This is a genomic window from Paenibacillus silvae (genome assembly GCF_014639235.1).
In the GTDB taxonomy this organism is placed as follows: Bacteria; Bacillota; Bacilli; order Paenibacillales; family Paenibacillaceae; genus Paenibacillus; species Paenibacillus silvae.
On record NZ_BMFU01000001.1, the window covers coordinates 793,258 to 818,221 of the forward strand.

21 protein-coding genes are annotated in these 24,964 nt (G+C 45.1%); 4 read left to right on the top strand and 17 right to left on the bottom strand.

What is annotated here, in order from left to right:
* Positions 1-41: 41 nt before the first annotated feature.
* The 12 genes from dnaK to gpr all read right to left on the bottom strand — a co-directional run bounded on the left by dnaK (position 42) and on the right by gpr (position 14,233).
* Positions 42-1,883 carry a molecular chaperone DnaK gene (gene dnaK, locus IEW26_RS03565; protein ID WP_111273445.1) on the bottom strand — a complete coding sequence of 614 codons (1,842 nt, stop codon included), beginning with the start codon at positions 1,881-1,883 and terminating at the stop codon, positions 42-44.
* Between the two features lie 307 nt (positions 1,884-2,190).
* On the bottom strand, positions 2,191-2,754 hold the full coding sequence (grpE, locus tag IEW26_RS03570) for a nucleotide exchange factor GrpE (protein WP_373288408.1): 564 nt from the start codon (positions 2,752-2,754) through the stop codon (positions 2,191-2,193).
* A 51-nt stretch (positions 2,755-2,805) separates the two neighbouring features.
* Complete coding sequence (gene hrcA, locus IEW26_RS03575) at positions 2,806-3,840, bottom strand: heat-inducible transcriptional repressor HrcA (protein WP_111272145.1); 1,035 nt, start codon at positions 3,838-3,840, stop codon at positions 2,806-2,808.
* Positions 3,841-4,013: 173 nt separating this feature from the next.
* Positions 4,014-5,366: a sensor histidine kinase gene (locus IEW26_RS03580; protein WP_145404131.1), complete on the bottom strand. Its 1,353-nt coding sequence runs from the start codon at positions 5,364-5,366 to the stop codon at positions 4,014-4,016.
* Complete coding sequence (locus tag IEW26_RS03585) at positions 5,363-6,091, bottom strand: response regulator transcription factor (RefSeq protein WP_188591259.1); 729 nt, start codon at positions 6,089-6,091, stop codon at positions 5,363-5,365. Before IEW26_RS03585 ends, IEW26_RS03580 begins: the two co-directional genes overlap by 4 nt.
* Before the next feature lie 264 nt (positions 6,092-6,355).
* Positions 6,356-7,105, bottom strand: a complete 750-nt coding sequence (locus IEW26_RS03590; protein WP_229729629.1) for a hypothetical protein — start codon at positions 7,103-7,105, stop codon at positions 6,356-6,358.
* A 366-nt stretch (positions 7,106-7,471) separates the two neighbouring features.
* The gene (locus tag IEW26_RS03595) at positions 7,472-7,942 is read right to left on the bottom strand and encodes an N-acetyltransferase (protein WP_145404135.1); all 471 of its coding nucleotides are present in this window, start codon (positions 7,940-7,942) and stop codon (positions 7,472-7,474) included.
* Positions 7,943-8,058: 116 nt separating this feature from the next.
* Positions 8,059-9,243, bottom strand: a complete 1,185-nt coding sequence (gene hemW / locus IEW26_RS03600) for a radical SAM family heme chaperone HemW (protein ID WP_145404136.1) — start codon at positions 9,241-9,243, stop codon at positions 8,059-8,061.
* Between the two features lie 67 nt (positions 9,244-9,310).
* Complete coding sequence (lepA, locus tag IEW26_RS03605; protein WP_111272152.1) at positions 9,311-11,125, bottom strand: translation elongation factor 4; 1,815 nt, start codon at positions 11,123-11,125, stop codon at positions 9,311-9,313.
* A 168-nt stretch (positions 11,126-11,293) separates the two neighbouring features.
* The gene (locus tag IEW26_RS03610) at positions 11,294-11,656 is read right to left on the bottom strand and encodes a DUF3679 domain-containing protein (protein WP_188591261.1); all 363 of its coding nucleotides are present in this window, start codon (positions 11,654-11,656) and stop codon (positions 11,294-11,296) included.
* A 72-nt stretch (positions 11,657-11,728) separates the two neighbouring features.
* A complete protein-coding gene (locus tag IEW26_RS03615) occupies positions 11,729-13,021 on the bottom strand; it encodes a stage II sporulation protein P (RefSeq protein WP_145404137.1) in 1,293 nt (430 codons plus the stop codon).
* A 210-nt stretch (positions 13,022-13,231) separates the two neighbouring features.
* Positions 13,232-14,233, bottom strand: coding sequence for a GPR endopeptidase (gene gpr / locus IEW26_RS03620; protein WP_188591262.1), 1,002 nt, complete (start codon positions 14,231-14,233; stop codon positions 13,232-13,234).
* 174 nt (positions 14,234-14,407) lie between these two features.
* On the opposite strand from gpr, the gene rpsT reads away from it, so the two are divergent.
* Positions 14,408-14,680 (top strand): 30S ribosomal protein S20, encoded by a 273-nt coding sequence (gene rpsT / locus IEW26_RS03625; RefSeq protein WP_090914815.1) that lies wholly within the window; start codon positions 14,408-14,410, stop codon positions 14,678-14,680.
* Between the two features lie 219 nt (positions 14,681-14,899).
* Here the strand turns inward: rpsT and holA are convergent, their stop codons facing one another.
* The 3 genes from holA to IEW26_RS03640 form a co-directional block, all read right to left on the bottom strand.
* On the bottom strand, positions 14,900-15,916 hold the full coding sequence (gene holA / locus IEW26_RS03630; RefSeq protein WP_145404139.1) for a DNA polymerase III subunit delta: 1,017 nt from the start codon (positions 15,914-15,916) through the stop codon (positions 14,900-14,902).
* Between the two features lie 259 nt (positions 15,917-16,175).
* Positions 16,176-17,465: a zf-HC2 domain-containing protein gene (locus IEW26_RS03635; protein ID WP_188591263.1), complete on the bottom strand. Its 1,290-nt coding sequence runs from the start codon at positions 17,463-17,465 to the stop codon at positions 16,176-16,178.
* Complete coding sequence (locus tag IEW26_RS03640; protein WP_111272157.1) at positions 17,462-18,010, bottom strand: RNA polymerase sigma factor; 549 nt, start codon at positions 18,008-18,010, stop codon at positions 17,462-17,464. The genes IEW26_RS03635 and IEW26_RS03640 overlap by 4 nt, the downstream gene beginning before the upstream one ends.
* Positions 18,011-18,360: 350 nt before the next feature.
* Between IEW26_RS03640 and IEW26_RS03645 the strand changes: the two genes are divergently transcribed.
* The 3 genes from IEW26_RS03645 (at position 18,361) to IEW26_RS03655 (ending at position 22,423) form a co-directional block, all read left to right on the top strand.
* Positions 18,361-18,663: a hypothetical protein gene (locus tag IEW26_RS03645; protein ID WP_111272158.1), complete on the top strand. Its 303-nt coding sequence runs from the start codon at positions 18,361-18,363 to the stop codon at positions 18,661-18,663.
* Positions 18,664-18,834: 171 nt separating this feature from the next.
* Positions 18,835-19,209 carry a LytR/AlgR family response regulator transcription factor gene (locus tag IEW26_RS03650; RefSeq protein ID WP_188591264.1) on the top strand — a complete coding sequence of 125 codons (375 nt, stop codon included), beginning with the start codon at positions 18,835-18,837 and terminating at the stop codon, positions 19,207-19,209.
* 124 nt (positions 19,210-19,333) lie between these two features.
* Positions 19,334-22,423, top strand: coding sequence for a hybrid sensor histidine kinase/response regulator (locus IEW26_RS03655; RefSeq protein ID WP_229729630.1), 3,090 nt, complete (start codon positions 19,334-19,336; stop codon positions 22,421-22,423).
* Positions 22,424-22,474: 51 nt separating this feature from the next.
* On the opposite strand, the gene IEW26_RS03660 is transcribed toward IEW26_RS03655, so the two are convergent.
* Both IEW26_RS03660 and IEW26_RS03665 read right to left on the bottom strand, forming a co-directional pair.
* Positions 22,475-23,944, bottom strand: coding sequence for a S8 family serine peptidase (locus IEW26_RS03660; protein WP_188591265.1), 1,470 nt, complete (start codon positions 23,942-23,944; stop codon positions 22,475-22,477).
* Positions 23,945-23,984: 40 nt separating this feature from the next.
* A complete protein-coding gene (locus IEW26_RS03665) occupies positions 23,985-24,707 on the bottom strand; it encodes a thioesterase II family protein (RefSeq protein WP_188591266.1) in 723 nt (240 codons plus the stop codon).
* Positions 24,708-24,964: the final 257 nt, after the last annotated feature.

Sequence of the window (24,964 nt, forward strand, 5' to 3'; positions counted from 1 at the left end):
CGAACGTCACCGATGTTTAACTCGCAGCAAGTGCGAATTAATTATTTTTTATCTTCATCCACTACTTCGTAATCAGCGTCTACGACGTTGTCACGTTTTGCGGAACCTTGTGGTTGTTCTTCAGCGCCTTGAGCTGCTTGTGCATCTGCTTGAGCTTGCTCATACAGTTTAACAGACAACTGCTGCACGATCTCCGTCAATTCCTCTGTAGCTGCTTTGATATCTTCCAGATTGTCGGAAGCGAGCACGCCCTGCAATTTTTCTTTGGCTGCATTGGCTTTTTCTACTTCGCCTGCATCTGCTTTTTCACCAAGATCCTTGATGGTTTTGTCTACAGAATAGATCAGTTGGTCTGCGCTGTTTTTCGCTTCTACAAGCTCTTTACGTTTTCTGTCTTCTTCAGCGTGAAGCTCAGCATCTTTCATCATTTGTTCAACTTCTTCATCGCTCAGACCGCTGGAAGAAGTGATTGTGATTTTTTGTGTTTTGTTCGTACCTTTATCTGTTGCAGATACGTTAACGATACCGTTAGCATCGATGTCGAAGCTAACTTCGATTTGCGGAACACCGCGTGGTGCTGGCGGGATGTCTCCCAGCATGAAGCGGCCAAGCGTTTTGTTGCCAGCTGCCATCTCACGCTCACCTTGCAGGACATGAATCTCAACGCTAGGCTGATTATCTGCATAAGTGGAGAACACTTGAGATTTGCTTGTAGGGATCGTTGTATTACGCTCGATCATTTTTGTGAACACGCCACCTGCAGTTTCGATACCGAGAGACAATGGAGTTACGTCGAGCAATACAACGTCTTTCACGTCACCCGTCAATACGCCCGCTTGTACAGCTGCACCAAGTGCAACGACTTCATCCGGGTTAACGCCTTTGTGCGGCTCTTTACCTGTCAGCTTTTTGATGGCTTCCTGTACTGCCGGAATACGTGTGGAACCACCAACCAATACGATTTTGTCGATATCGTTCGGAGTCATTCCTGCATCGCTCAGTGCACGGCGTGTAGGTTCAAGCGTACGCTCAACCAGACCTGCAGAGAGTTCTTCGAATTTCGCGCGGCTCAGGTTCAGTTCCAAGTGCTGAGGAACGCCGTCTGCAACCGTAATGAACGGCAAGGAGATCGTTGTAGTCAATACACCGGAAAGTTCTTTTTTCGCTTTTTCCGCTGCATCTTTCAAACGCTGTACCGCTGCTTTATCTTTGCTCAGATCAATACCTTGATCTTTTTTGAATTCATTTACCAAATAGTCGATGATTACTTGGTCGAAGTCGTCACCGCCCAGTTGGTTGTCACCACTTGTCGCTTTAACCTCGAAGAAACCATCACCCAGTTCCAGGATGGAAACGTCGAACGTACCGCCACCCAGGTCATATACGAGAATCGTCTGGTCTTCGGATTTCTCCATACCATATGCCAAAGCTGCTGCTGTTGGCTCGTTGACGATACGAAGCACTTCCAGACCTGCAATTTTACCTGCATCTTTGGTCGCTTGGCGCTGACTGTCATTGAAGTATGCCGGAACGGTGATAACGGCTTGCGTTACCGTTTGGCCCAGGTATGCTTCTGCATCAGCTTTCAGCTTTTGCAGAATGATTGCAGAGATCTCTTGTGGAGAATAATCTTTGCTATCGATTGTTTCTTTGTGGGAAGTACCCATGTGACGTTTGATGGAGATGATCGTACGATCAGGGTTGGTGATCGCTTGACGTTTCGCTGTTTCACCAACGACACGCTCGCCATCTTTTTTGAAACCTACTACGGATGGAGTTGTACGTGCACCCTCCGGGTTTGGAATAACAACAGCCTCGCCGCCTTCCATAACGGCTACGCATGAGTTGGTTGTTCCTAAGTCAATACCGATTACTTTGCTCATCGGAAAATTTCCTCCTCAACATTTTAGAATCATCAGACTGTTCATCAGCCTTATTGTGCTATATAAGTTAAAACTAGAATGTTTACACGGACACTCCGATGACAGAATAACCTTCCAATCGCTGTTATCCCCAGATTTTTTTGATTCCCTTTTCCAAAGGGAAAATCCGGTGATAAAGGCGAACGCTTCGCTTTTTCAGGTTTTTTCTGTCCTCTCCGTTAACGTGCATAAAAATAGTTCAACTTATATAAAAAGTTACCTATGTGTATAAAACTGTATATTAAACTTCGTCCCTTAGTTCCAGGAATTATGAACTCACTTTAACCATAGCCGGGCGAAGCACTTTATCCTTCAGCATGTAGCCTTTTTGAACCTCTTCCACAACGATACCCTCTTCGTGCTCATCGCTCTCCACCTGCATAATCGCTTGGTGGAATTCAGGGTTAAACGGTTGTCCAACCGTTTCCATTGCAGTCAGTCCTTCGCTTGTCAGCACCGTTTCCAGCTGGCGCAGAATCATTTGAAATCCTTTGGCAAACGATTCAGTCTCGGAACCTTCCGGCACTGTAGCCATAGCGCGTTCGAAATTATCAATTACTGGCACCAGTTCGGTGATCAGCTTCATCGAAGCGTATTTGGCAAGCTCTTCTTTTTCCTTCTGTGTACGACGGCGGAAGTTATCAAAATCAGCCTGTGCACGCACAAAGCGTTGCTGTGTTTCCTCAGCCTCTGCTTTCAAACGTTCCAGTTCAGATGACTCCTGATTGATTATCTCCTCAGCCTGCGCTTCTGCAGCTGCAGCCTCATTGACTGGCTCCTGCTCAGCGGCTGTTACCTCTTGTTCTTCTGTGAATGATTGCTCCTCTTTCAAGATGTTCACCTCCTTATATAAATGCATCAAGACCGCTTTGCCGTTCCCGTCTCATGATTTAAAGCGGGTTGTCAGCATCGTCGTCAAATCACGTGATAATGTATTTAGAATATGGATAACTCGCGCGTAATCCATGCGAGTTGGTCCTAGAATTCCTATAGAACCGAGTGCCTCACCATCCAATGAATAGGATGCTGTAATCAAGCTGCAGTTCGCAAAGGCTTCGTGGTCATTCTCAGTACCGATTCGCACCTGAATCCCCTGTCCGCCGGGAACTGGCATCATTAATTTCATGAGGGTTGGCGTCTCATCTAACAAATCCAGAATATCTTTTACCTTTTCAACATCCTTGAACTCAGGTTGCGTCAGCATGTTTGTAGCTCCGCTGAGGAACAAACGATTGTCATGCTCGTTATCGAACGCACTGTTGAGGACCTGCATCACTTCCTCATAACGTGTAATATGGCGTTCCAGTTCCTGACCCAGCTCAGTGTAAAGACGAGATTTCAGCTTGTAGATCGGCACACCTACCAATTTACTGTTTAACAGACGAACCACATTCTCCATGTCAGCAACTGAAATTTCAGGAGGAATCTGAACCGTCTTGTTCTCCACCTGACCTGTGTTGGTCACAATAATAGCTACAGCTTCCTGATCATTCAGCGGAAGCAGCTGGAAGTGACGCAGCGACGTATGGAACACTTCAGGCCCAAGCAGAATCGAAGTATAATTGGTCATATGAGACAAAATGTTGGATGCATGCTGAATAACCTGCTCCATGACATTCAGTTTTTCTGCAAAAAATGATTTCAAATCGTCCAGTTCCTGCGGCTCCACCTGATTCCATGGAACCAGATGATCGACATAGTATCGATAACCCTTATGTGAAGGAATGCGTCCAGCTGACGTATGCGGCTGTTCCAGAAAGCCCATCTCTTCAAGGTCGGCCATTTCATTCCGAATCGTTGCCGGACTGTATCCAACATCTCCTCGTTTGGAAATGCTTCGGGACCCTACGGGCTCAGCTGAACGGATATAGTCATCCACTATAGCGTTCAGAATCATTCGTTGACGCTCTGTTAACATGGTGAGTATTCCCTCCTTCTGACTGTACTGTCCCATGTCGTTAGCACTCCAGTTAGTTGAGTGCTAATCGGTAATACAAAAATACCAAACTGACATGATCATTGTCAAGTGAGTTTACTGAATGTGGGCGCCTATTTCTAGTATAGGCCAATAACCTCTACTTATAACGCATGTTATTGGCCTAAATACTGTATTTCTTTACCCGGCGGATAATGCCTGAGAGTGAATCGCGCCCCGCCCAAAGGCGAATCGCTATATTGCAGATCGGCATGTAATCGCGCCGCCAGCTGTTTGCTGATCGTAAGCCCAAGCCCGGTTACACCATTGTTCCCGGTATAGAAACGTCGAAAAATATGCTGGCGGTCATGCTCGTTCAGGCCTGGTCCGTCATCATCAATATGAAAAATCCAGTCCGCATCATCAGCCGCAGAAATCTCCAATGTTAATTGGACTTGAGTTTGCGTATGACGAACTGCATTTTGCAGCAAATTCAACAGCACCTGAAACAGCTGTTCTCCCGCTGTTTCGACCATGAATGAATCCGCCACAGCAGACAACTGAACGCCGCGCTGCAATGCGGTTGGCATCAGCAGGTACACCGCCTCCTCAGCCATACTCTTCAAATCAATGACAGTCGTAGGCCATTCCTCATCGACAGTCTCCAGTCTTGAGAGCTGAATCAGTTTTCCAACCATATCAATGAGCCGCTGGGACTGGGCAGCAATAATATCAAGTCCCTGATCGGTGGATACGACCTGATCCTGAATGGCATAAACATAACCTTGAATGGACATTAGCGGCGTTTTCAATTCATGAGAAACATTCTGTAAAAACTCAAGCTGCTGACGATGGTGATCGTCAAGTCTGCTGCTCATCAATTGAAAAGTATGAATCAGTTCCCCGATCTCCGTATGGTCGGCTTGCAGAAACTGCTCCTTATCCGGCATGTTCGGTTCATATTTGCTGACAGCCTCCTTCAGCTGGTTCAACGGCCGCACAGTACGCCACACCGCAAATAACCCGATGAGCAGGATGACAACAAAGCTTGCAGCAATCGATAGAAGCGTTGTACGGAATAACGGGATATACATAGCTCTGAGTGACGAGAGCGGAGAATACAAGATCACTCGAAATTGTTTATGCGGCAGCTCCGCTTCACTATACAGCACCTTTTTCCCATTCAAAATCATATATCCCTCGTGTGTTCCCGGAAACCCCTCCAGCTTCATTCCCACACGGCCGGCACTGCTTGAAGCAACAATTTTATCATTACCGTCAATAACGAAATAGTCTGCATAAAAAAGAATATCCTTGATAAAGAAACGGAAGCTGTCGTTATCCAAGTCCTCCAGATCATCCACTCGAATGACTTTGACAGCCTTCTTCGTTTGACCATTTAACTGCTGCTTGACCTGATTCAATAAAATATCATCAAAGAGATGGATAAAAAATATGACCGTAAATGCAACGGTAACCAGCATACTTGCAAACAGGGCAAGCAGCATTTTGCTGCGTATCGTCTTCATCGCACATGCACAGCCGCTTTATAGCCGAACCCCCACACTGTATCAATCGACAGCGTCGCTTGTACCTGTACCAGCTTTTTGCGGAGACGTTTCACCAGATCATCCACAACGCGTACTTCCCCGTAAAAATCATAATTCCAAACCTGCTGAATCAGCTGCTCCCGGCTGAAGGGACGATCCAGATGCTGTGACAGAAATAACAGAAGCTCATATTCTCTGCCTGTCAATCCGACCTCCTGTCCGCGAACGTCCACACGCCGGAATGCTTCAGATATCTGCACGTTTCCTACACTAAAGTACGCACCCTCCTTGGGCAAATCCGGCTCTGTTTCCCTTGCTTCACTACTGGATAATACGCGGCTGCTATTAATTAGACGAAGCATACTTTTTACTCTGGCTACCAATTCACGTGGATTGAAAGGTTTGCTCAGAAAATCGTTGCAGCCCAGCTCCAGCCCATTCAAACGGTCAATCTCCTCTCCACGCGCGGACACCATAATGATCGGAATCTCGGTAAACGTTCGCAGCTCGGTCAGGAGGGTAAGGCCGTCAACACCTGGCATCATAATATCGAGAATCAGGCAATCCGGCTTTTTCGAGCGGACTTCGCCGATCAGCTCCCCGCCATGCGGGAACGAGATCACTTCATATTGCTCCTTTTTCAAGTAACCCGTGATCAGCTGTAAAATAAACGGATCGTCATCCACTACAAAAATACGCGGCATAGGTCTTCCACCTCAATTATGAATATGTCGTTTCTGATATGTTTTTTATTTAATATATCTCTACTAATGTACCAGAGTACAAGGCAGCATTTCAAAACTTCCATTGCTGGGTAAACATATTGAGAGAGTTACGCCATGTTATGAGAAAAGACGGAGGTCCCATAAGAGAACTCCGTCTTGTTTGTCGCTGTCTTTCATCATGTCACGGTAGTATTCGTTTTCGGACTGACATGGTACAGCCAGCTCACATCAGAACACATAATATTATTTATGGGATGTGCTTGATTTTGCTGCATCGTTTTTGTTTGTTACTGCTGTTTTTGCGGGTGCTTTCGTTGCAGCTGCTGCAGCTTTATGTGTTGCGGCAGTTGCAGTTTTGTGCGTTGTTGCAGTTGCTTTATGCGCTACCGTTTTGGCTGCTGGTGCTTTTGTTGCCGGTTTTTTAGCCGTTGTTGCTTTGGCCGCTGTTGCTTTTTTGGCTACCGCTTTGTGGGCTGCAATTTTGTGAGCAGCTTTTTTCGTTTTATGTGCCGTTTGTTTTGCTTTATGTGCGGTAGCTTTGGCTGTAGCGGAAGCTTTGTGGGCAGCCTGTTTCGCTTTATGTGCTGTTTGTTTCGCCTTGTGAGTGCTTGCTTTTGTTTTATGGGTTACCGCTTTGATTTTGTGAGCAGCTTTTTTTGCTTTATGTGTTGTTTTTGCTTTGTGAGCAGCCTTTTTCGCTTTATGTGCTGCTTTTGCTTTGTGATTCACTTTTTTGGTTGTTTTGGCAGCAGATTTGGTTGCTGCAGTTTTTACAGCAGATTTTTTAGCTGTTGTTTTGGTCGCAGTTTTTGCTGGCGTTTTAGTAGAAGTCTTGCTGGTTGATTTAGCTGTAGTTGTCGCCGCTGTTTTAGAACCCGTCGCTTTTGATGATGCAGCAGACGTTTTGGATGCCGGAGCTGCACTCGATTTCACCGGTGAGGTAGTCGACGTTTTCGTTGCCGATGTTGCTTTTTGTGTTTCAGCCGATTTCACGGAATTCACAACAGGTGTTGCGGCAAATGCACTGCCTGCTCCACCAAGTACGGTCATCGCTGTTACCAAAGCTGCTACATTTTTTGTCCATTTTTTCATGATCGGTCACCTCATTCTTAAATTTGAGCCATCTGCATTTTCCTCTCAGCACGGTTGTAGCCTTTGCTTCAATCGTTGTTCTTCTGATAGTTTTACTGCGGATCGCTTATGTAAGTTCATCTTAACAAGAGGTTGTGTGAGAACAGTGGGATAAGTGTGTGAAAAGTGTATGAAAAAAAGAAGGCAAAAAAAGACCACAATCCCATAGAAACCGGCAGGTTTCCTGGTCTTGTGATCTGATCTCTCTAAATTATACGAATAGCCAACCTAAGCTGATACATTCAGCTCCTTCAATACAGCAATTTCATCACAGCAGTTCTGCTTGCTGCAATGAACGCAGTCCGTCCACACCTTTTCCGGGAATATTTCCTTTTCCACAACAGCAAAACCATTTTTCAGAAAAAAGGAAACTTCATAAGTGAGGGCCATCACCTTCGGAATCTGTTGTCTCTCTGCTTCTTCTACAAGCCGATCTAACAAGCGCGAGCCAATTCCCAGCCCCTTATAGCCTTCCGAGATTCCAAGTGATCTGACTTCCACCAGATCATTCCCGAGACGGCATAACGAGCCGCAGCCCACCACAATTCCATCCACTTCAGCCACAATAAAATGCTCCAGCTGTCGATGCAGTACCTCCCGTGAACGCGGAAGCATGATCCCACGCTCAGCATATCCTTTAATCATCTCAAACAGTGGTTCAACATCTTCCGGTACAGCTTTTCTGCATATAACCGACATCCAGCTCTCCTCCTATAACGACGCTTTCCGAGGAAAGCCAGCTTCGTAGTTGTTAAATTGACACGCCCTGTAAAACAATATGAATAAATATACAACAGAGCGTATAGAATTTCAAGCTACGAATTTAGCGATATGGAGCCGATAAACTCGGCAAAAACGTCATTACCGAACAAAATACCCTGCTCACTAAGTCTAAAGCCGTCTGCTGTCCGCTCAAGCAGGCCTGCATGTAGCATTTTGCCCAGCGGCTTCGCAAATACGTCCTCCATGGACTCCCCGAATTGATCGTGGAATCGGGATGCCGAAGCGCCTTCCAGCATACGCAGACCAACCATCAGATAATCCTCCATCGCTTCCGCCCGTCCGATCTCAAAGTGATCCAATCGAGGTAGCCCTGCTCGCGACGCTTCAACATAAGGATTAATGCCCTTGATATTCATATGGCGTTCACGACCCACATACCCATGCGCACCCGCACCGAGTCCATAGTAATCCTCATTGCGCCAGTAGGTCATATTATGACGGCTTTCAAAGCCCGGCTTGGCAAAGTTGCTGATCTCATACTGCTCATAGCCCGCTTCCTTCATGCGTTTCATTAATAGAAGATACATCTGCAGCTCATCATCCTCATGGGGAAGAGGCAGTTGATTTTTTTGATACAGGGTATGGAAAAGCGTATTCTCTTCTACCTTCAGGCTATAAATCGAATAATGCTTCAGATCCAGTTCGAGTGCCCTGTCAATGCTTTCGTTCAACATCTCGACCGTCTGGTTAGGCAGCCCAAACATCAGATCAATTGACAGGTTATCCAGTCCTGCCTTACGTGCGTTCTCCAGACTGCGATAGACGTCATCCGTATTATGAATACGGCCAATGCCTGTCAGCAGTTCATTCTGAAATGCCTGCACGCCAAAGCTGACCCGGTTCACACCACCTTCTTTCATGGCTGCCAGCTTCTCGGCATCCGTCGTTCCCGGATTAGCTTCCATTGAAAATTCAATGTCGTCTGCCCAATTCGGGAAGTAGGTTTTGACCGAGCGCAGAAAATACGCCATCTCATCGGGCTTCAGTGCGGTTGGCGTACCACCGCCGACAAAGATGGTTTTGATTTCACCAGGCGGATTCGCCTTGACGGTATGCTCCATTTCCCTCTCGAGTGCCTCCAGATATTGCATGACCGGCTGATCCTTCAGCACGTAAGAATTGAAGTCACAGTAAAAACATTTATTCGTACAAAATGGAATGTGAAGGTACACCGCTTGGGGCGCACCTGTTTTCTGGTTGTGTGCTGCGAGTGTCACGGCAAGTCCCCCTCTATTTGAAAAAAGGAAGCCATTTGGCTTCCCTTTCAGCTAAATTTTAATCTTATTAATCATCGATTTTCAGTACCGCCATAAATGCCTCCTGCGGCACCTCTACGTTACCGACCTGCTTCATCCGCTTCTTACCTTCCTTCTGCTTCTCAAGCAGCTTCCGTTTCCGCGAGATGTCACCACCGTAACACTTGGCAAGTACGTTTTTACGCATCGCTTTAACCGTTTCACGGGCAACAACCTTGGTGCCTACAGATGCCTGAATCGGCACTTCAAACATTTGCCGCGGAATCAGCTCGCGCAGCTTCTCACAGATAATACGGCCGCGGTTGTATGCGCGGTCTCTGTGAACGATAAAGGATAAGGCATCGACCTGTTCGCCATTGAGCAGAATGTCCATTTTCACCAGATTGGACTGGCGATAGCCGGACAGCTCGTAGTCGAAGGAAGCATAACCTTTGGTGCTTGACTTCAGCTGGTCGAAGAAATCATATACGATCTCGGACAACGGGATCTCATATGTAATCGTAACCCGCGTTGTATCCATATATTCCATATTAATAAATTCGCCGCGTTTATTCTGGCACAGCTCCATAATCGTTCCCACATAATCATTCGGTACGATGATTGAAGCCTTCACATAAGGCTCCTCCACGTAATCAATCCGTCCTACTTCAGGATAGTTGGATGGATTATCAATCTGAATCATCTCACCATTGGTCAACGTTACGTGGTAAATTACGCTCGGGGCCGTAGTGATCAACGGAATGTTGAATTCACGCTCGATCCGCTCCTGAATAACGTCCATATGCAGCAAACCCAGGAATCCGCAGCGGAATCCAAAGCCCAGAGCACTGGAAGTTTCCGGCTCAAAGCTGAGCGATGCATCGTTCAGCTGCAGCTTCTCCAATGCTTCACGCAGATCTACATAGTCCGAAGTCTCAATCGGATACAGACCGCAGTATACCATTGGATTAATTTTACGATAACCCGGAAGTGGTTCAGGAGTTGGATTTTTTGCATCGGTAACGGTATCCCCGACCTGTGTATCGCCTACATGACGGATACCCGCAACGATGAATCCTACGTCACCCACGTTCAGCTCGTCCACAATCGTCATACGTGGCTTGAACGCACCAACTTCGATAACTTCAAACGATTTGTTTGTCGCCATCATTTTAATTTTGGAGCCTGCTTTAATTTTGCCATCAATAACACGTACGTACACGATAACCCCTTTGTAAGGATCGTAGTGCGAGTCAAAGATCAGCGCTTTCAGCGGCTGGTCCGGATCACCTACCGGTGCAGGTACACTCTGTACCACTTGCTCCAGAATCTCTTTGATACCAATACCCGCCTTAGCTGATGCGAGTACAGCGTTGCTTGTATCCAGACCGATGACGTCTTCAACTTCCTGCTTCACCCGCTCCGGGTCAGCACTTGGCAAGTCAATTTTGTTGATGACCGGAAGAATCTCCAGATTGTTATCCAGTGCAAGGTATACGTTAGCCAGCGTCTGGGCTTCAATCCCTTGAGCGGCATCAACAACGAGCAATGCCCCTTCACAAGCAGCAAGACTTCGTGATACCTCGTACGTAAAGTCTACGTGTCCTGGTGTGTCAATGAGATTCAGCAGGTATTCTTCTCCATCGTCCGCTTTGTAATTCAAAGCAACTGCCTGCAGCTTGATCGTAATTCCACGTTCACGCTCCAGATCCATCTGATCCAGCACTTGCTCCTGCATTTCACGTGACGTCAGCGCACCTGTGTACTCCAAGATCCGGTCCGCAAGTGTTGATTTACCGTGATCTATATGTGCAATAATTGAAAAGTTACGAATTTTACGTTGTCTTTCCCGAATGTCAGTCATTCCTTACCCCCAGAAACAGCCTAGTGTCAATCACTTCATTATAACAGTTGCTGCAAGGTGCATCAATCCCATCATGTTCAACTTCATAACAAAGCACACTGGATTAACGTCCTGAAAGTTTAGTTTACCGTTATTTTATCAGCTTCTATTCATCCTTCCCCTCCACTTCTATTCATCAACTCCGCCAAAAAGAGAGACGACCCACTTGATGCCGCTGTTCGACAGGTTCTGCAGCAGGCCCGCTGTTTTGTCTGCGAGCACATCGACTGGAGGTTTATGTTGATCTGCTCCAAGCACCTGACTTGGAGTCTGGACAGGAACAAAAGGCTGCTTCTTCACCTCAGATGGAGCAGTTCCAGCAGGTGCAGACTCATTTTGCACCTGAGTCGATTCAGTAGTAGTAGCCATTGCCGGAATGCTTTCGACAGGTTTGTTCTTCTGAAAACCATTACCCGCCAGCTGCATGCCAAGCAGCACGCCGAGCAGCATAAGCACGCTGACAGATAACATCTTTTTGCCGAATCTGGACATCTTGTCTTCCTCCCTCTTGTATAGGATAAATAGAATTCAAGTCTGTTCCGGGATCACGAGATTACTAGCTCACTACCCGTTCTTGGATGCTGGCTTTGCGCTGGCTTTATCCACGTTCTGCTCTTCCCAGTACACTTCTGCGATCATGTCAGCGAGAACTTTGGACGTTCGTTTGAGCTCGGCCGCCGTATTGTCGATGCCCCCGATTTCGATCAAAATGCTGTTCGGTGAAAGCGTCTGATTATATTCTCCATTGTTGCCTCCACCACCATTTTTACCCCACACCCCTCGGGACACTCCTGGATATTTCGCCTCCAGTTTTTTATGAATTTTGGCAGCAAAGGCTTCATTCTTGCGCCAGTTCGGATTCTCATGACCGATGATGAAGTATACCTTGGCATAGCTCTGATCACCGATCATTGTTGTTGTTTTTTTATGCCGCTGTGAATCACGGTGAATATCAATCAGATACGTCAAGTCATCATTCTGAGCGAGCGCTGCCTTTACGGTTTGCCTCGAATATTTATAAGAGAAGTTCCAGTTATAATCTTTTACTTTGGTCTGGTAATCCTCCTGCGCATGTTCAACTCCAATACCGAGCTTCTGCAAGCTGTCAGACAGATACGTCCCTACTTGAAAAACATTGCCCGTCGGCTTGCCGGAGGAAGGATTGTCACTATTCGTGCCGAGCAGTGGATTATACCCTTCACGCGGATGCGAATGATAGATTAGTACCGACTTTTTAGCAATAGCAGCATTGCCCTTGTCTTGTCCGCTGCCTTTGGATGGGGGATCTCCATTATCCTCGCCGGAATCTGTGTTGTCTCCCCCCGAAGAGGGGGTGTTGTCCTGACCCGGAGGAAGATGCAGGTCACTTTCAGGATTGCCTTCGCCTGATGAGGCTGTTTCGGTAAGTCCCGGACCCGGCTGATAATCTTCGGGCGCTTCTGCCTTCGTATTTCCCGACCCGGGCCGGAGCAGGACCGGCTGATTTGTCCCCATGCCCGGCATCTCACGTGCAATCAGGCTTTTCGGGTCCTGCGGATTGACGTTAGTCAGCAGTTGAAATACAAAAGAGGTCAGATTTTCACCGGAGATCGCAGAATTCTGCTCCTTTTGGGTTAGATGAGGCATCTCCATGCCCAGCATATCTACAAAAAATCGACTGGAGACCGATCCTGCGAATCCTTTCATTGAAGAAACGGGTGAGCTGTTCAGCCGTTTTTCGGCCATTCCACCAAGCCCCAGTGCAACAAAAAAGAGGGCGGATATTATCATAAGCAACAATAGTGTACGGCCCATGGCCAGCACATGCAGACATCTTTTTTTCCACTTGCCGATGTTCCATGCCAGGATCTTGTTCATTCTTCTGTCTCCTTCCCTTGCTGGACAACTCTTATACTTCAACTCTATGAGCGTGCGCAAATTGATAGAACAGGAAGTAGAAAGATTACTTGAACAAAAAAAGAAAGCCCGCTAGATTCGGACCTTCTTCATGGCTGTTCATTTTAGAAGCAGATATGGAGAAATGAGGGAAGTTCCCTTGAAAGGATATGCAGAGGTACGGGAGCTTTCCTAATGCGTATACGCCGCAACGTTTCCTGGATGTACAGCTTCGTGCAGTGCAGCATTCAGGCCGGTAGCGATAACGTTGGCGATGCCTTCGATAAACTCGTCAATCTCCTTCGGTGTCACGATGAGGTCATGTCCGAGCGGTTCAAGCACTTCTTTTACCAGACTTAAACGATCTGCTTCACTGATGTCATCGAGCATACCCATGATTTGTTTCGTCTGATCCGTTTCCTGCCGGAAATGAGAACGCATCATCTCAATGACGTTATTAACGATGGTGGAGGCATAACATACGGTTGGCACGCCAATAGCAATGCAAGGAACACCCAGAATTTCCTTCGTTAATCCGCGACGTTTGTTACCGATGCCAGAGCCTGGATGAATACCAATATCCGCCACCTGAATGGTAGTGTTCACACGTTCAAGAGAGCGGGAGGCCAGTGCATCAATAGCGATAATCGCATCAGGGCGGGTACGTTCAACAATGCCCTGCACAATGTCACTCGACTCAATCCCCGTTGTACCAAGCACACCCGGAGCAATCGCGCTGACCTCACGATATCCGGGGGCTACCTGATCAGGTACCAGTTCGAAATACTGGCGAGTGACCATTAAATTTTCCACAACTAATGGGCCGAGAGAATCCGGGGTCACATTCAGGTTACCCAAGCCTACAATCAGCACTTTGGATGTTTTATTAATTCCGGCCTTCAGCATAAAATTTTCCATTTCACGTGTGAATTCCGCAGCTACCCGCTCCTGCAGATCGGTATCCCCGTTACGAAGGGAAGGCACCTCGAGTGTGACATAGTGACCTTTAACACGCCCAATCGCTTTTGCGGCTTCATCATTCAGAACATCTATGCGGGTAATCGTAATGCCATCTTTGGTATCCACATCTTCACGCAGTCCGGGAATCGTTTGTTTCTGGCTGCCTTGTGCCATTTCTTTCGATTCAATCGCCAAATCGGTGCGCACGGTGTAGTTTTGCAAATCCAATGTCATCTTTCGCTGCCTCCCTTGAACCATTTGAGCATATTGTGTGGGAAAAAGACGGGCTTTATGCACTCTGCTGAACAACCATGCAAAATCTGTTGCAATTTACATTCTAGCGTGATAGAATATTTTAAGTTGTGAAACGTTTGTATTCATGCGAATGCCTTACAGGAGGTGAATGTAATGCCAAACATCAAATCCGCTGTTAAACGCGTAAAAACGAGCGACAAGCGCCGCGCACTCAACGCTTCTCAGAAGTCTGCACTCCGCACAGCTGTTAAAGCTGCTGATGCTGCTCTGGTAAGCAACGAAGTTGAAACTGCGAAAGCTGCGATTCAAGCTGCTTCCAAAAAGCTGGACAAGGCTGTAACTAAAGGTCTGGTTCACAAAAATGCAGCTGCACGCAAAAAGTCTCGCTTGGCGAAAAAACTGAACGCTCTTTCCGCACAAGCGTAAGAAGCGTTACTTATACGAACCAATGGAAAAATCCTGAACAGCATGGGCTTTCAGGATTTTTTAGCATCTGTTCCGCCGAGAAGACACAAAAACATAGCAATAAAAAACCAACCTGAGGCCAATTCCAAGCCGTATGTCAGAATTCATCTGCATACTTTACTTCGGAAAACGCACAGGTTGTTTTTTTGCGATTATTCCCTTGATAGTTTTACATAACCATCACGCGCCAAGTCTTAACAAAAACAGCTCCAGACCCAGCACTTTGTCCACAGCACCCGTTTTCATCTGATAATCGAGTTCGCTCAAGTGACTGAGAATTTTGCGCAGACGGTCCGCTTCAAATTTGCGAGCCTGTTCCCCGGCGATTTTCACGGCATACGGGTGCAGTCCGAGCTGACTGGCAATCTGCTGCTGTGAGTAGCTTTGCTGCCCCAATTCCTTCACCTGAATCATGATGCGAAATTGACGGGCGATGAGCGCTGCGATTTTGATTGGCTCCTCTCGCTGCTTAAGCAGCTCATAGAAGAGTGCAAGCGCCTTTTCCAGCCTCAAATTCGCTAACTCCTCCACCAATGCAAACACGTTTTGTTCGGTGCTTCGCGCCACGAGTGACTCAATATCTGCACGTCGAATCGTGCCGCCGCTGCCAGCAAACAAACAAAGCTTGTCCACCTCGGCAGATAACGTCTGCAGCCCCGTTCCAGCGTAACTGATCAGCGTATCTGCTGCGCCCGCTTCTAAGGCAACATCCCGCTGCTTCGCAAGCTTCACAATCCACTGCACTAGTTCTTCTCCACTTAACGGAGCAAACGCTAATACAACCGCCTGTTTCTTGGCAGCCTTCACCAGCTTTTTCCGCTCGTCCAGCTTATCGCCCTGCGCCAAAAAAACGATCGTGCTGTACTCAGCCGGATTATCCATATATGTAATCAAACGATCGACCTGATGCTCTATTTTCGCTTCTTTGCCCGCAGTAAACAAGCTGGTGTCCCTGACAATAATCAATTTACGCGGAACGAGAAAGGGAACCGTTTCTGCTTCTTCCACAACAGCTTCAATCGGTGTTTCGGAGAGATCATAAGGAATGACAGCAAAATCCTGATGCTCCTCTTCAATGACCTGTGTTTTCAGCATCTCCGTAAATTGCTGGATCTGATACTTCTCCGTTCCGTACAACACGTAGATTGACGCCGGATCTCCACTGCGTATTGCCTTTGTTGCACTTTTGACATCCATTCACCGTGCCTCCTTATGCCTCTTATCCTACCAGAAAAAACACAAGACAACAAAGGGACCTTCATCCGTTTATGGATAAAGGCCCCCGTTCTGCATCTATATAAACGCAAACACCAGCCATTCTAGAAATAACCAGTGCGCGGTCATACGACGTCAGTTGGATCAGTGATCGAATACTCTGTAGTTAATTTTAGTATATGCTTGTCATAACGAAAGGTTCTTTGTTGTAATAAAATAGGTTTTACTTGAGATTTCAGGCTTATTTTGCAGGCGGTGTTTCCGAAGCTGCATTCGGCTTGAATGAATTCTTCGTTGTTGTTCCGTCTTTGTCCGTTTCATAGCTGAACTGTTTACCATCCTGGGACCAGCTTGCGGATTTCAACGTTCCCTCTATATTCCGCTGCTCAATCAGATTCAGCATATCTGGATCATTGGCAGATTTTGCATAAACACTTAACTGGTCACCCATCAGCATAACTACATACGCTCCGTCAGGCGATTTCCATTCTTTTGCAGTTGTTGCATCCGATCCTGTATTTCCCGGATCAGTGGCCGTTAACCCTTGCGATTGTTGTCCGTCAGCCGTATCCCCACCCGCTCCGGAGTCATTGTTGGTTATTCCTCGAGCCGGTGCATCCTCATTAGGAATTATCGTTTGGGCTGAAAAGGTCTCGTCTGCTTGATCATTCTGTTCAGGCATGCTTTTTGGGTCCATGGCATTTGAATCAGCCCCATTACCAGCATTGGTTCCAGGCTGCTTCTGATCTAGGCCCTGATTCGGTTTCTCATTTTTCTGGGAAGGGGCCGCATCCACCGAAGGGCTGCTTTCCTGCTTTCCTTGATCTGGGGCATCCGCTCCTCTGGTAGAAGGTTCCACAGGTTTCTGATCCGCCTGATGATCAGGTGCTTGCGTTTCAGTACCATTACCTGCTTCGGGCTGATCTGCTTGCGGCTGTTCAGAACGTTCCTGAAGCGAATCATTTGAATCAGGTGCAGTTACACTTCCATCTTCCTGAGAAGGTGAGCTGCCTTGGTCATTATTCACTTCCATGCTCAGAGCAGACTGACCAGCATTGCTTTCTTGGGATGCCCCCGACTTCATCATCATAGAGTCTGCATTCTCGATCTGTTCCGGCTTATAACCAAATATGGCGAAACCTAATACAACAGCAGCCGCTGTTGCACCCATCGACATGCGACCTGCCATCGAATTAAACCATTTGGTTTTTGCTTTTCGCTCTCCTGAACTGGAACGCTGCAAATTCTCAAACGCCGCAGGGACAGGACTCATTTCTTGCACAGTGCTGCTTTGTTCCTTGCGTGCTTCATCAATTGCATCCAATTGAGGCATAATTGCATCAACCAGACTGAACCTGGGGCTTACTTTCGGCAAATCTTCCAGTTCTCTGGATAGAGCTCTAAGCATGCTAAAATTTTCGGCGCACTCCGGACACTTGGCCACATGCTGCAGCATTTGCGTCGCTTCCGCCTCGCTCAGATCATGATCCAGATACCGGTGCATCCATTCCACCACCTCTTCGCATTTCATCCTGTCACACCACCTTTCTGATACTCCTGTAGTAGATTCTGTAACTGTTGTCTGGCTCTAAATAAGTAAGACTTCACCGTATTGAGCGGAAGATCGAGACAATCCGCAATTTCGTTGTAGGATAAATCCTGCAAATATCTCAGAACAATGACGGTCCGATGATGCTCTGGCAGCTTGTTGATCGCTTCTTGTATATCCTTCGCCACATAAGTGGACATCACTTCGAATTCCACATTCTGTTTATCCTGAAAAACCATTTCATGCTCATCAATGGATACGGATGGCTTGGTTCTTCTGAACTTGTCAATACAGATGTTGGTAACGATGCGCTGCACCCAGGTTTTGAACTGGGCTTTCTCTTCATAAGAATTAATCTTGGTGTAAATTCGGATCAACGCTTCCTGCGCAGCATCCAAGGCATCCTGTTCATTATTTAGAATGTAATATGCGGTACGATAGACATGCTGTTCAATCTCCCGCAATAGGGTAATTAGAGCGTCGCGATCGCCCGATTGAGCGGCTCTGATGAGTTCCGGCTCTACCACAAAGGATCCCCCTCTCCCTGCAACCTTACTGACGTGATCATCGATAAAATTGTTGCAAAGTTAAGTATATTTTAATTTTCCATCACAAAATAACGGCTTATGTATAGGGGCCGCTGAATCTTATCTAAGAATAACAGAAAATGCAAACGTAGTCACCAGACGTCTGGCTTTAGGGATTCCAGTACTTACACGACTCAAAACAAATGCAATGGCATACATTATAGCCAAGTGCTTTTACTGAGCCAAAAATAAAAAAAGTCGAAATTTGTTCAAATCTTAAGGTTTTTTTAATGCAATTTTCATGAAAATAGTGTATTGTAAATTTACATTCATAACACGAGGTGATGAGCATGCCAGCTCTAGCGAAAATTCAACAATTAAAAGAACAAATGCCAAAAGAATATCAAAGCATTTCCCATTTTGTGGAGCACGCTTTGGAATCCATCGATACACTGGTTGAAGAGCACCGCAAATATGTTGCTGCACAAGCGTTATACGGCGATAAAATTGTCGGATCGGAAGAGCGTTTGTACAGAGAAACCGTACTTGATGTCAGAGCTCAGCTTCTGACTACGCTGGAAAAAACAGTCGAAGACATTTTGCATAAAGGCGACAAACATTGGAACAAACATTTTAAGGACGGCGTGGAGTAATCAACACTTTCATTATTATTCATTGATCAGATCGGATATGAAAAAGCCCCTTTTCCAAAATCCTCTTTTGAAAGAGAGTGTTGGAGAAAGAGGCTTTTTTGTCATGTCCTTATTCAACATCCATGATAAAATAGATATATTAAATAGACTCTATATAAGGAGTATTTTGAAATGAAAGCTATTCTTATTGACGATGAACTGTTAGCCTTGTCTTATTTGGAGTTTCAATTATTGAAGATGGACCATTCCATCCTGGAAATCATCAGTAAACTCACTAACCCTTACGATGCCATCGAATTAGTGAAGCATACCAAAGTGGATATAGCGTTTATTGATATTGAGCTGCCCGAGATAAATGGAATTGAACTCGCAGAAAGATTGCTGGAATATAATCCTGATCTGAAGGTCGTATTTATTACCGCTAATCAAGAATACGCTGTCGAGGGCTTTGATTTAAACGCAATTGATTATATTGTCAAGCCAATTCGTTTTGAACGGTTGTCCAAAACAATGCATCGCATCAACGAAATCATACCATTAATGTGAATGATCGTGTAAGAGACGATATTCAACACTGGTTCAAGGAATGGCAAAAACACCAACTCCCTTAAAGCTTAAAATGATAAGAATGTTTGCTGACCCTACCTATTACGTTTGAAAAGGATTGTTCATGTTGAAATTGCTCACGCGTACTCAAAAAAACTTAGCAAAACATAAAATAGCCTGGTTAATCCTAATCTACTCCGCAGCTTTAATTGGAATGAGACTGTTATGGTATACGGAGTTCTCTCCGCCCAATCAGCCCCATGCAGCACAGGGAAAATTTGATTTATCCAACTGGGTTTTTGATGATAAACATACAATTACACTGAATGGAGAATGGGACTTCTACCCCGAAACCTTCATTTCCCCTGACATAGCCATTAGTGATACATTTAATGCCGCCAATTCGACAATTGTTCCCGGTACATACAATGATACAAGTTCAGGAGCCAATTTCGGTACATATCGACTACAAGTACAACTACCCAAATCAAATACATCCTACGGGATTCACATTCCTCAAATTAAATCAGCTTATCGCATTTATGTGAATGGCAAGCTTTTATATGCATCGGGGTCTCCTGATGAAACGGCGATTCGAACAATTTCCAAGGTCGTACCGTATACAGGTAACTTTACTGTGGATCAGTCCACAATGGATATTATCATTCATGTAAGTAATTTCCACTATCACAACAAAGGTGGCATTATTGAATCCATCAAATTTGGGTCTCAATCCGCAGTTATTAATGAAGTACATTTTAGTGAAAACATGCAATTGCTAGTAGCTATTATTTTGCTGCTTCACATGTTGTATGTCATAATCCTGCTTTTCGTCGGCCACCGAAAGAAGGAACTTTTTTATTTTGCCGGAATTATTTGTTTTGCCTTACTTGTTACGTTATTAGATGACGACAGAATGATGCTCCGTTGGCTCCCGATCAATTTTGAATGGGCGATACGTATGAGAATTATTGGGTACTCAGCCCTTTCATACTGTTTAGTGTTATGTACAAAGCACTTACTAAGGGTGAATAATTTCAGAAAATTTATTTCCGGCTTCTCTATTTTCTTTTATACCTATATAATTGCAACCCTTTTCTTTCCTCTTGCTTGGTTGGATTATAGCTCAAAGATTTTAAGTATTTTCATGTTTTCCGCCATTTTACTTGTACCTATTATTTCAAGACAGGCTGTGAGAACAGGTCAAGAAGCCGCTATTTCCATATTACTTGCCGGCGTTGCCGTATCATTCAATATGGTATTCAGCGGACTGTTCAAGTCATGGATGAATCAAGATTTGCCGTTTTACCCCATTGATCTTATAGTAGCCTTTGTTGTTTTTGCCTCTTTCTGGTTTGTACGCTTTACTAAAACTGCAATTCGTGCCGAAAAACAAGCGGAGGTGCTCAAGAAAGTAGACAAGCAAAAAGATGAGTTTCTTGCTAATACGTCACATGAGCTTCGCAACCCGCTTCATGCGATCATTAATATGACTCAATCCATCATCGTTAGAAGGAGCAGCAAGCTGGATGCACCTGATCATGAAGATTTGAAGCTGATTGCCAAAATTGGACAAAGAATGTCACATCTGCTTGATGACCTGATTGATATTTCCCTTCTTAAAGATAGCCGGCTAACACTGGATACAACAAGTGTGTCGTTGCCTTCAATAGCAAAAGTCGTTGTTCACATGCTGAACTACATGACAGCGAACAGAAATGTGCAGCTACGGAACGAGATTCCCGATTCATTGCCTAACGTGGCAGCAGATGAGAATCGCCTTACTCAAATTATATTTAATTTAGTGCACAATGCTTTGAAATTCACTAAAGAGGGACATGTTTCACTTCATGCAGAAATCGTGAATGAATATGCTCACATCCATATTATCGATACAGGCATCGGGATTCACGAGAAAATGCAACAAAGGATTTTCTATCCGTACGAACAAGCTGATTCCAGCATCACATCTCAAGGCAGCGGTTTAGGCCTGGGTCTCAGCATATGCAAAAATTTAGTTGAACTCCATGGCGGAACATTGGAGCTTAGATCTGTAGTGGGAGAAGGATCAGTTTTTACTTTCACCCTACCTTTGGCCTCTGCCACCAAAGCCTTGGACAACGTTAAGATCATGGATGATTCTATCGTTCTATCAGGACAACACGCAATAATTGGCAATATGGAGTCTGCGTTCTCTTCAGAAAATATGCACGAGATCGACCGTATCGCAGGATCCATTCTTTTAGTGGATGACGATGCCATCAACTTGAAAGTTATTAAGTCTTTAATTGAACTTGATCACTATAAGGTTATCGCGGTAACGAATGCTGATGATGCCCTGCGAGAAGTATCCCATAATCAGTGGGATCTGGTTATCACGGATGTCATGATGCCCGAAATGTCCGGTTATGAGCTTACGGAAAGGATACGTAAAAAATTTACTATTTTCGAACTGCCGATATTGCTATTGACAGCAAGGAACAGACCTGAAGATATTCATACAGGCTTTCTTGCCGGAGCAAATGATTATTTGACCAAACCGGTTGAAATGCTGGAGCTACAGTCAAGAATTCGTGCGTTAATTCATTTTAAACAATCCGTTGACGAGCAATTGCGTATGGAAGCTGCATGGCTACAGGCTCAGATTCAGCCTCATTTCTTATTTAACACCATCAATTCTATCGTTTCGCTTAGTGTGATTGATTCTGATCGCATGATTAAACTTCTTGAGGCATTTGGTGATTATCTGAAGGGAAGTTTTAACTCGAATAATTTAGAACGCTTGGTACCCCTGTCTCATGAGCTTGATTTACTGCGAGCATATTTATATATCGAACAAGAACGGTTCGGAGAACGATTGGAGGTAGAATGGAACTTTGCGGATGATCTGAATGTTAGGCTTCCACCATTAACAATCCAGCCTCTTGCAGAAAATGCAATTCGTCACGGAATATTGAAGCGTGCAAGAGGAGGTAAGCTAACCATTTCGGCTATAAAAAAACAGGATTATGTTCAATTCGTCATTCAAGATAACGGTATCGGTATGGATGAGAAAACACGCTCCTCGCTATTCGACAGCAGGAAAAAAGCAGGAATATCCGGTGTCGGAATAACCAATACAGATCGACGACTCAAGAAAATTTACGGTCAAGGCCTGACGATTCAAAGTATATCCGGCGAAGGAACCACGATATCCTTCATTGTACCAAGGTAAAAAGAATCACGACTCAATTCCACCTGACAGAGTTGAATCGTGGTTCTTTTATTATTTTTGAAGTTCAAGCCACCTCAATACATCCCTAGCCTTCACCTGAATCAGCCCAGGAGCATCGGTTTTCTCAAGTTGTGGAAAAAGTTCCTTATACTTTGAAACATATTCACTCACACACCATCTTACTGCCCAGTTAATATCTATAGACCACGGAATCCACAGGTGTACCTCCGTTTCATTGGCATCCTGCAAAAGCCCGTATGCATACCAACCTCGAACTCCCCCTTCATGCTCCATACGAAGTTGCTTCCAATATAAAGCTCTTTCCTCTGCATCCTTCGGCTTCATCAGAGCATGGACTGCAATCTTTCTAACGATTGAAGATGTATCTCGCGAATATCGCCATAGTTCCTCCCTGTTTATTTGCTCTTGCTCGACGAGCCGGGATAAAGCCAGACCTCTCTCGACTTCATCAGAAGATCGAATTGAAGGCTTAACTGCATCTGATTTCACACTCGATTTCCAAAGGATGCGTTGTTCTGGTTGTCCTTCGAATTCCAGACTTCTTATGGCTCTGCCCACATTAACTCTGGGAGCATTATTTTCATAGTCTACAAACGGGTCTGCATGACGCAGGAGTGTACTGCACAGGTGCTCTTTATTTAACCCTGGGTATTTTGAAAATAAATATGTGGCAGCACCCGCTATTAGCGTGGCTGCTCCAGAGGTTCCTCCATAATAGGAAACCTGCCCCTCTTCACATGTGACAGATTCACAAAACGGTAAGGTTAAATGAAGCCTTGGTGCTAAAATGTCCGGCCTGAAGTGCCCGTCTCCATTTCTGCCGAAGGGTTCATCGGGAAATGGTATGTGCACATAACGGTCCCTGGTTCCACAATCATCGTAACCGCCCACCGCAAAATAGTCGATTGGCGGCATCACATTTCCTAATCTCGTATTTCCATTGGCACAGACCACCAGCACACCTTTCTGCACAGCGGATTGTAAAGCCCGGACCGTGGAATGCTCCTGACTGTTTCTCAGAAGAACGATATCTTCCGAAGCATGCCAGCCTGTACTCAGAATAATTTTGCAATTCCATGCCTTTTGCTCCAATATCCAATCCACACCTGCTTTTAAACGCTCTCCTTCGCCTTCCCTAAAAGCACCATGATCAAGCACAATCATATGGGCCGCAGGGCAAAGTCCGATATGTATGTCTCCGTTGATTGCAAAAGGCTCATGTGATAGTGCCAATACAGTTTGCAAACCATGCATTCCCGCTCCTTCATCCTGTCCTTTCAGGAAAGAGTCAGCATAAGCTTGATAAGCCACTTCCTCGTTACAATGTACAGACAAATCAGGTTGAACCGTAATGTACTTAAGTCGATGGCCCAAATGACGTAGAGCAGGATGCGGCTTTAATCGATCAATGATAATGATACCGACATCTTGACCAGATGTATCAAAATTCGGCGGTTCCAAAAAACCAAGCCGTGCCCATGTCGGATCAGGAATCTTCATTTTATCACCTCAAGAGATCTCTTATCCCATGCAGCAAGCATCAAGAAAAATTTTGAATGGACAATGCCCTAAACATCTGATTAATGATGCCAACAATCTCTTCAACATAATCTTGATAAAAGAAATGCCCTCCATTAAATGCATAATAGTTTACAGTACTGCTAAATATTCTATTCCAATCCTCTATCGAACCAATCATTGAACTGTCTTTGCTTCCATATAATATAGAAACCTCTTGTTCTATTGGCTCTCTCACCTGATACTTATATGTTTCAACCAATCTGAAATCATCCCTTATTATAGGAAGAAAATAATCTAATAGTTCTCTATTTTGAACGAATTCATCTGGTAATCCCCCTAATTGAACGATCTCCTGCAAAAATAATTCATCAGACAGCTTATATCTTTGTGCCCCCGGCTCTCTTATATGAAAGGGGGCTGTTTTCCCAGAAAGATAAACATGAACGGGTTGATTCATACCCGCTTTTTTTATTTGATCCAGCGTTTCATATGCAATTAATGCCCCCATGCTATGACCAAATAACGCATAGTCTCTGCCATGTAAGGTATGTTTAATTTGTTCCACCACGTCCATAGAAGCATTCTGTATATCGGCGTATGGAGATTTTGACAGCATTTTTCCTCGTCCAGGGTATTCAAAAGGCATGCATTCTATTTCTTTGTCCAAAACCTTAATCCAGGAATTAAATAAATATGAAGATCCACCCGCATGAGGCAAGCAATAAAGCACAAAAGGTTTCATGTGGACTCCTTTCTCATAACTATGTTTTAAAATCACCTTAAAATATCTGTACAAGGTTCCATTTCTATATAAGTTGAACTAAAGATCTTACACAATCCACTCCATGACAGAGCTGGAGAGTAGCGGTTATCCCCAGATTTTTTCGATTCCTTTTATAAAGGGGAAAAATAAGCCCTCTACCTTTTAGCTTTTTATTGAACAAATAACATTTTATCTCAATTCATTGCTTTTTCCTAGTAGAGTTTCTTTTAAAGACA

Excerpts from the sequence above, each read along its gene's own strand:
- dnaK (WP_111273445.1), bottom strand. The coding sequence starts at position 1,883 with ATGAGCAAAGTAATCGGTATTGACTTAGGAACAACCAACTCATGCGTA.
- hrcA (WP_111272145.1), bottom strand. The coding sequence starts at position 3,840 with ATGTTAACAGAGCGTCAACGAATGATTCTGAACGCTATAGTGGATGAC.
- IEW26_RS03580 (WP_145404131.1), bottom strand. The coding sequence starts at position 5,366 with ATGAAGACGATACGCAGCAAAATGCTGCTTGCCCTGTTTGCAAGTATG.
- IEW26_RS03585 (WP_188591259.1), bottom strand. The coding sequence starts at position 6,091 with ATGCCGCGTATTTTTGTAGTGGATGACGATCCGTTTATTTTACAGCTG.
- IEW26_RS03595 (WP_145404135.1), bottom strand. The coding sequence starts at position 7,942 with ATGTCGGTTATATGCAGAAAAGCTGTACCGGAAGATGTTGAACCACTG.
- lepA (WP_111272152.1), bottom strand. The coding sequence starts at position 11,125 with ATGACTGACATTCGGGAAAGACAACGTAAAATTCGTAACTTTTCAATT.
- IEW26_RS03610 (WP_188591261.1), bottom strand. The coding sequence starts at position 11,656 with ATGTCCAGATTCGGCAAAAAGATGTTATCTGTCAGCGTGCTTATGCTG.
- IEW26_RS03615 (WP_145404137.1), bottom strand. The coding sequence starts at position 13,021 with ATGAACAAGATCCTGGCATGGAACATCGGCAAGTGGAAAAAAAGATGT.
- gpr (WP_188591262.1), bottom strand. The coding sequence starts at position 14,233 with ATGACATTGGATTTGCAAAACTACACCGTGCGCACCGATTTGGCGATT.
- rpsT (WP_090914815.1), top strand. The coding sequence starts at position 14,408 with ATGCCAAACATCAAATCCGCTGTTAAACGCGTAAAAACGAGCGACAAG.
- holA (WP_145404139.1), bottom strand. The coding sequence starts at position 15,916 with ATGGATGTCAAAAGTGCAACAAAGGCAATACGCAGTGGAGATCCGGCG.
- IEW26_RS03635 (WP_188591263.1), bottom strand. The coding sequence starts at position 17,465 with ATGAAATGCGAAGAGGTGGTGGAATGGATGCACCGGTATCTGGATCAT.
- IEW26_RS03645 (WP_111272158.1), top strand. The coding sequence starts at position 18,361 with ATGCCAGCTCTAGCGAAAATTCAACAATTAAAAGAACAAATGCCAAAA.
- IEW26_RS03650 (WP_188591264.1), top strand. The coding sequence starts at position 18,835 with ATGAAAGCTATTCTTATTGACGATGAACTGTTAGCCTTGTCTTATTTG.
- IEW26_RS03655 (WP_229729630.1), top strand. The coding sequence starts at position 19,334 with ATGTTGAAATTGCTCACGCGTACTCAAAAAAACTTAGCAAAACATAAA.
- IEW26_RS03660 (WP_188591265.1), bottom strand. The coding sequence starts at position 23,944 with ATGAAGATTCCTGATCCGACATGGGCACGGCTTGGTTTTTTGGAACCG.
- IEW26_RS03665 (WP_188591266.1), bottom strand. The coding sequence starts at position 24,707 with ATGAAACCTTTTGTGCTTTATTGCTTGCCTCATGCGGGTGGATCTTCA.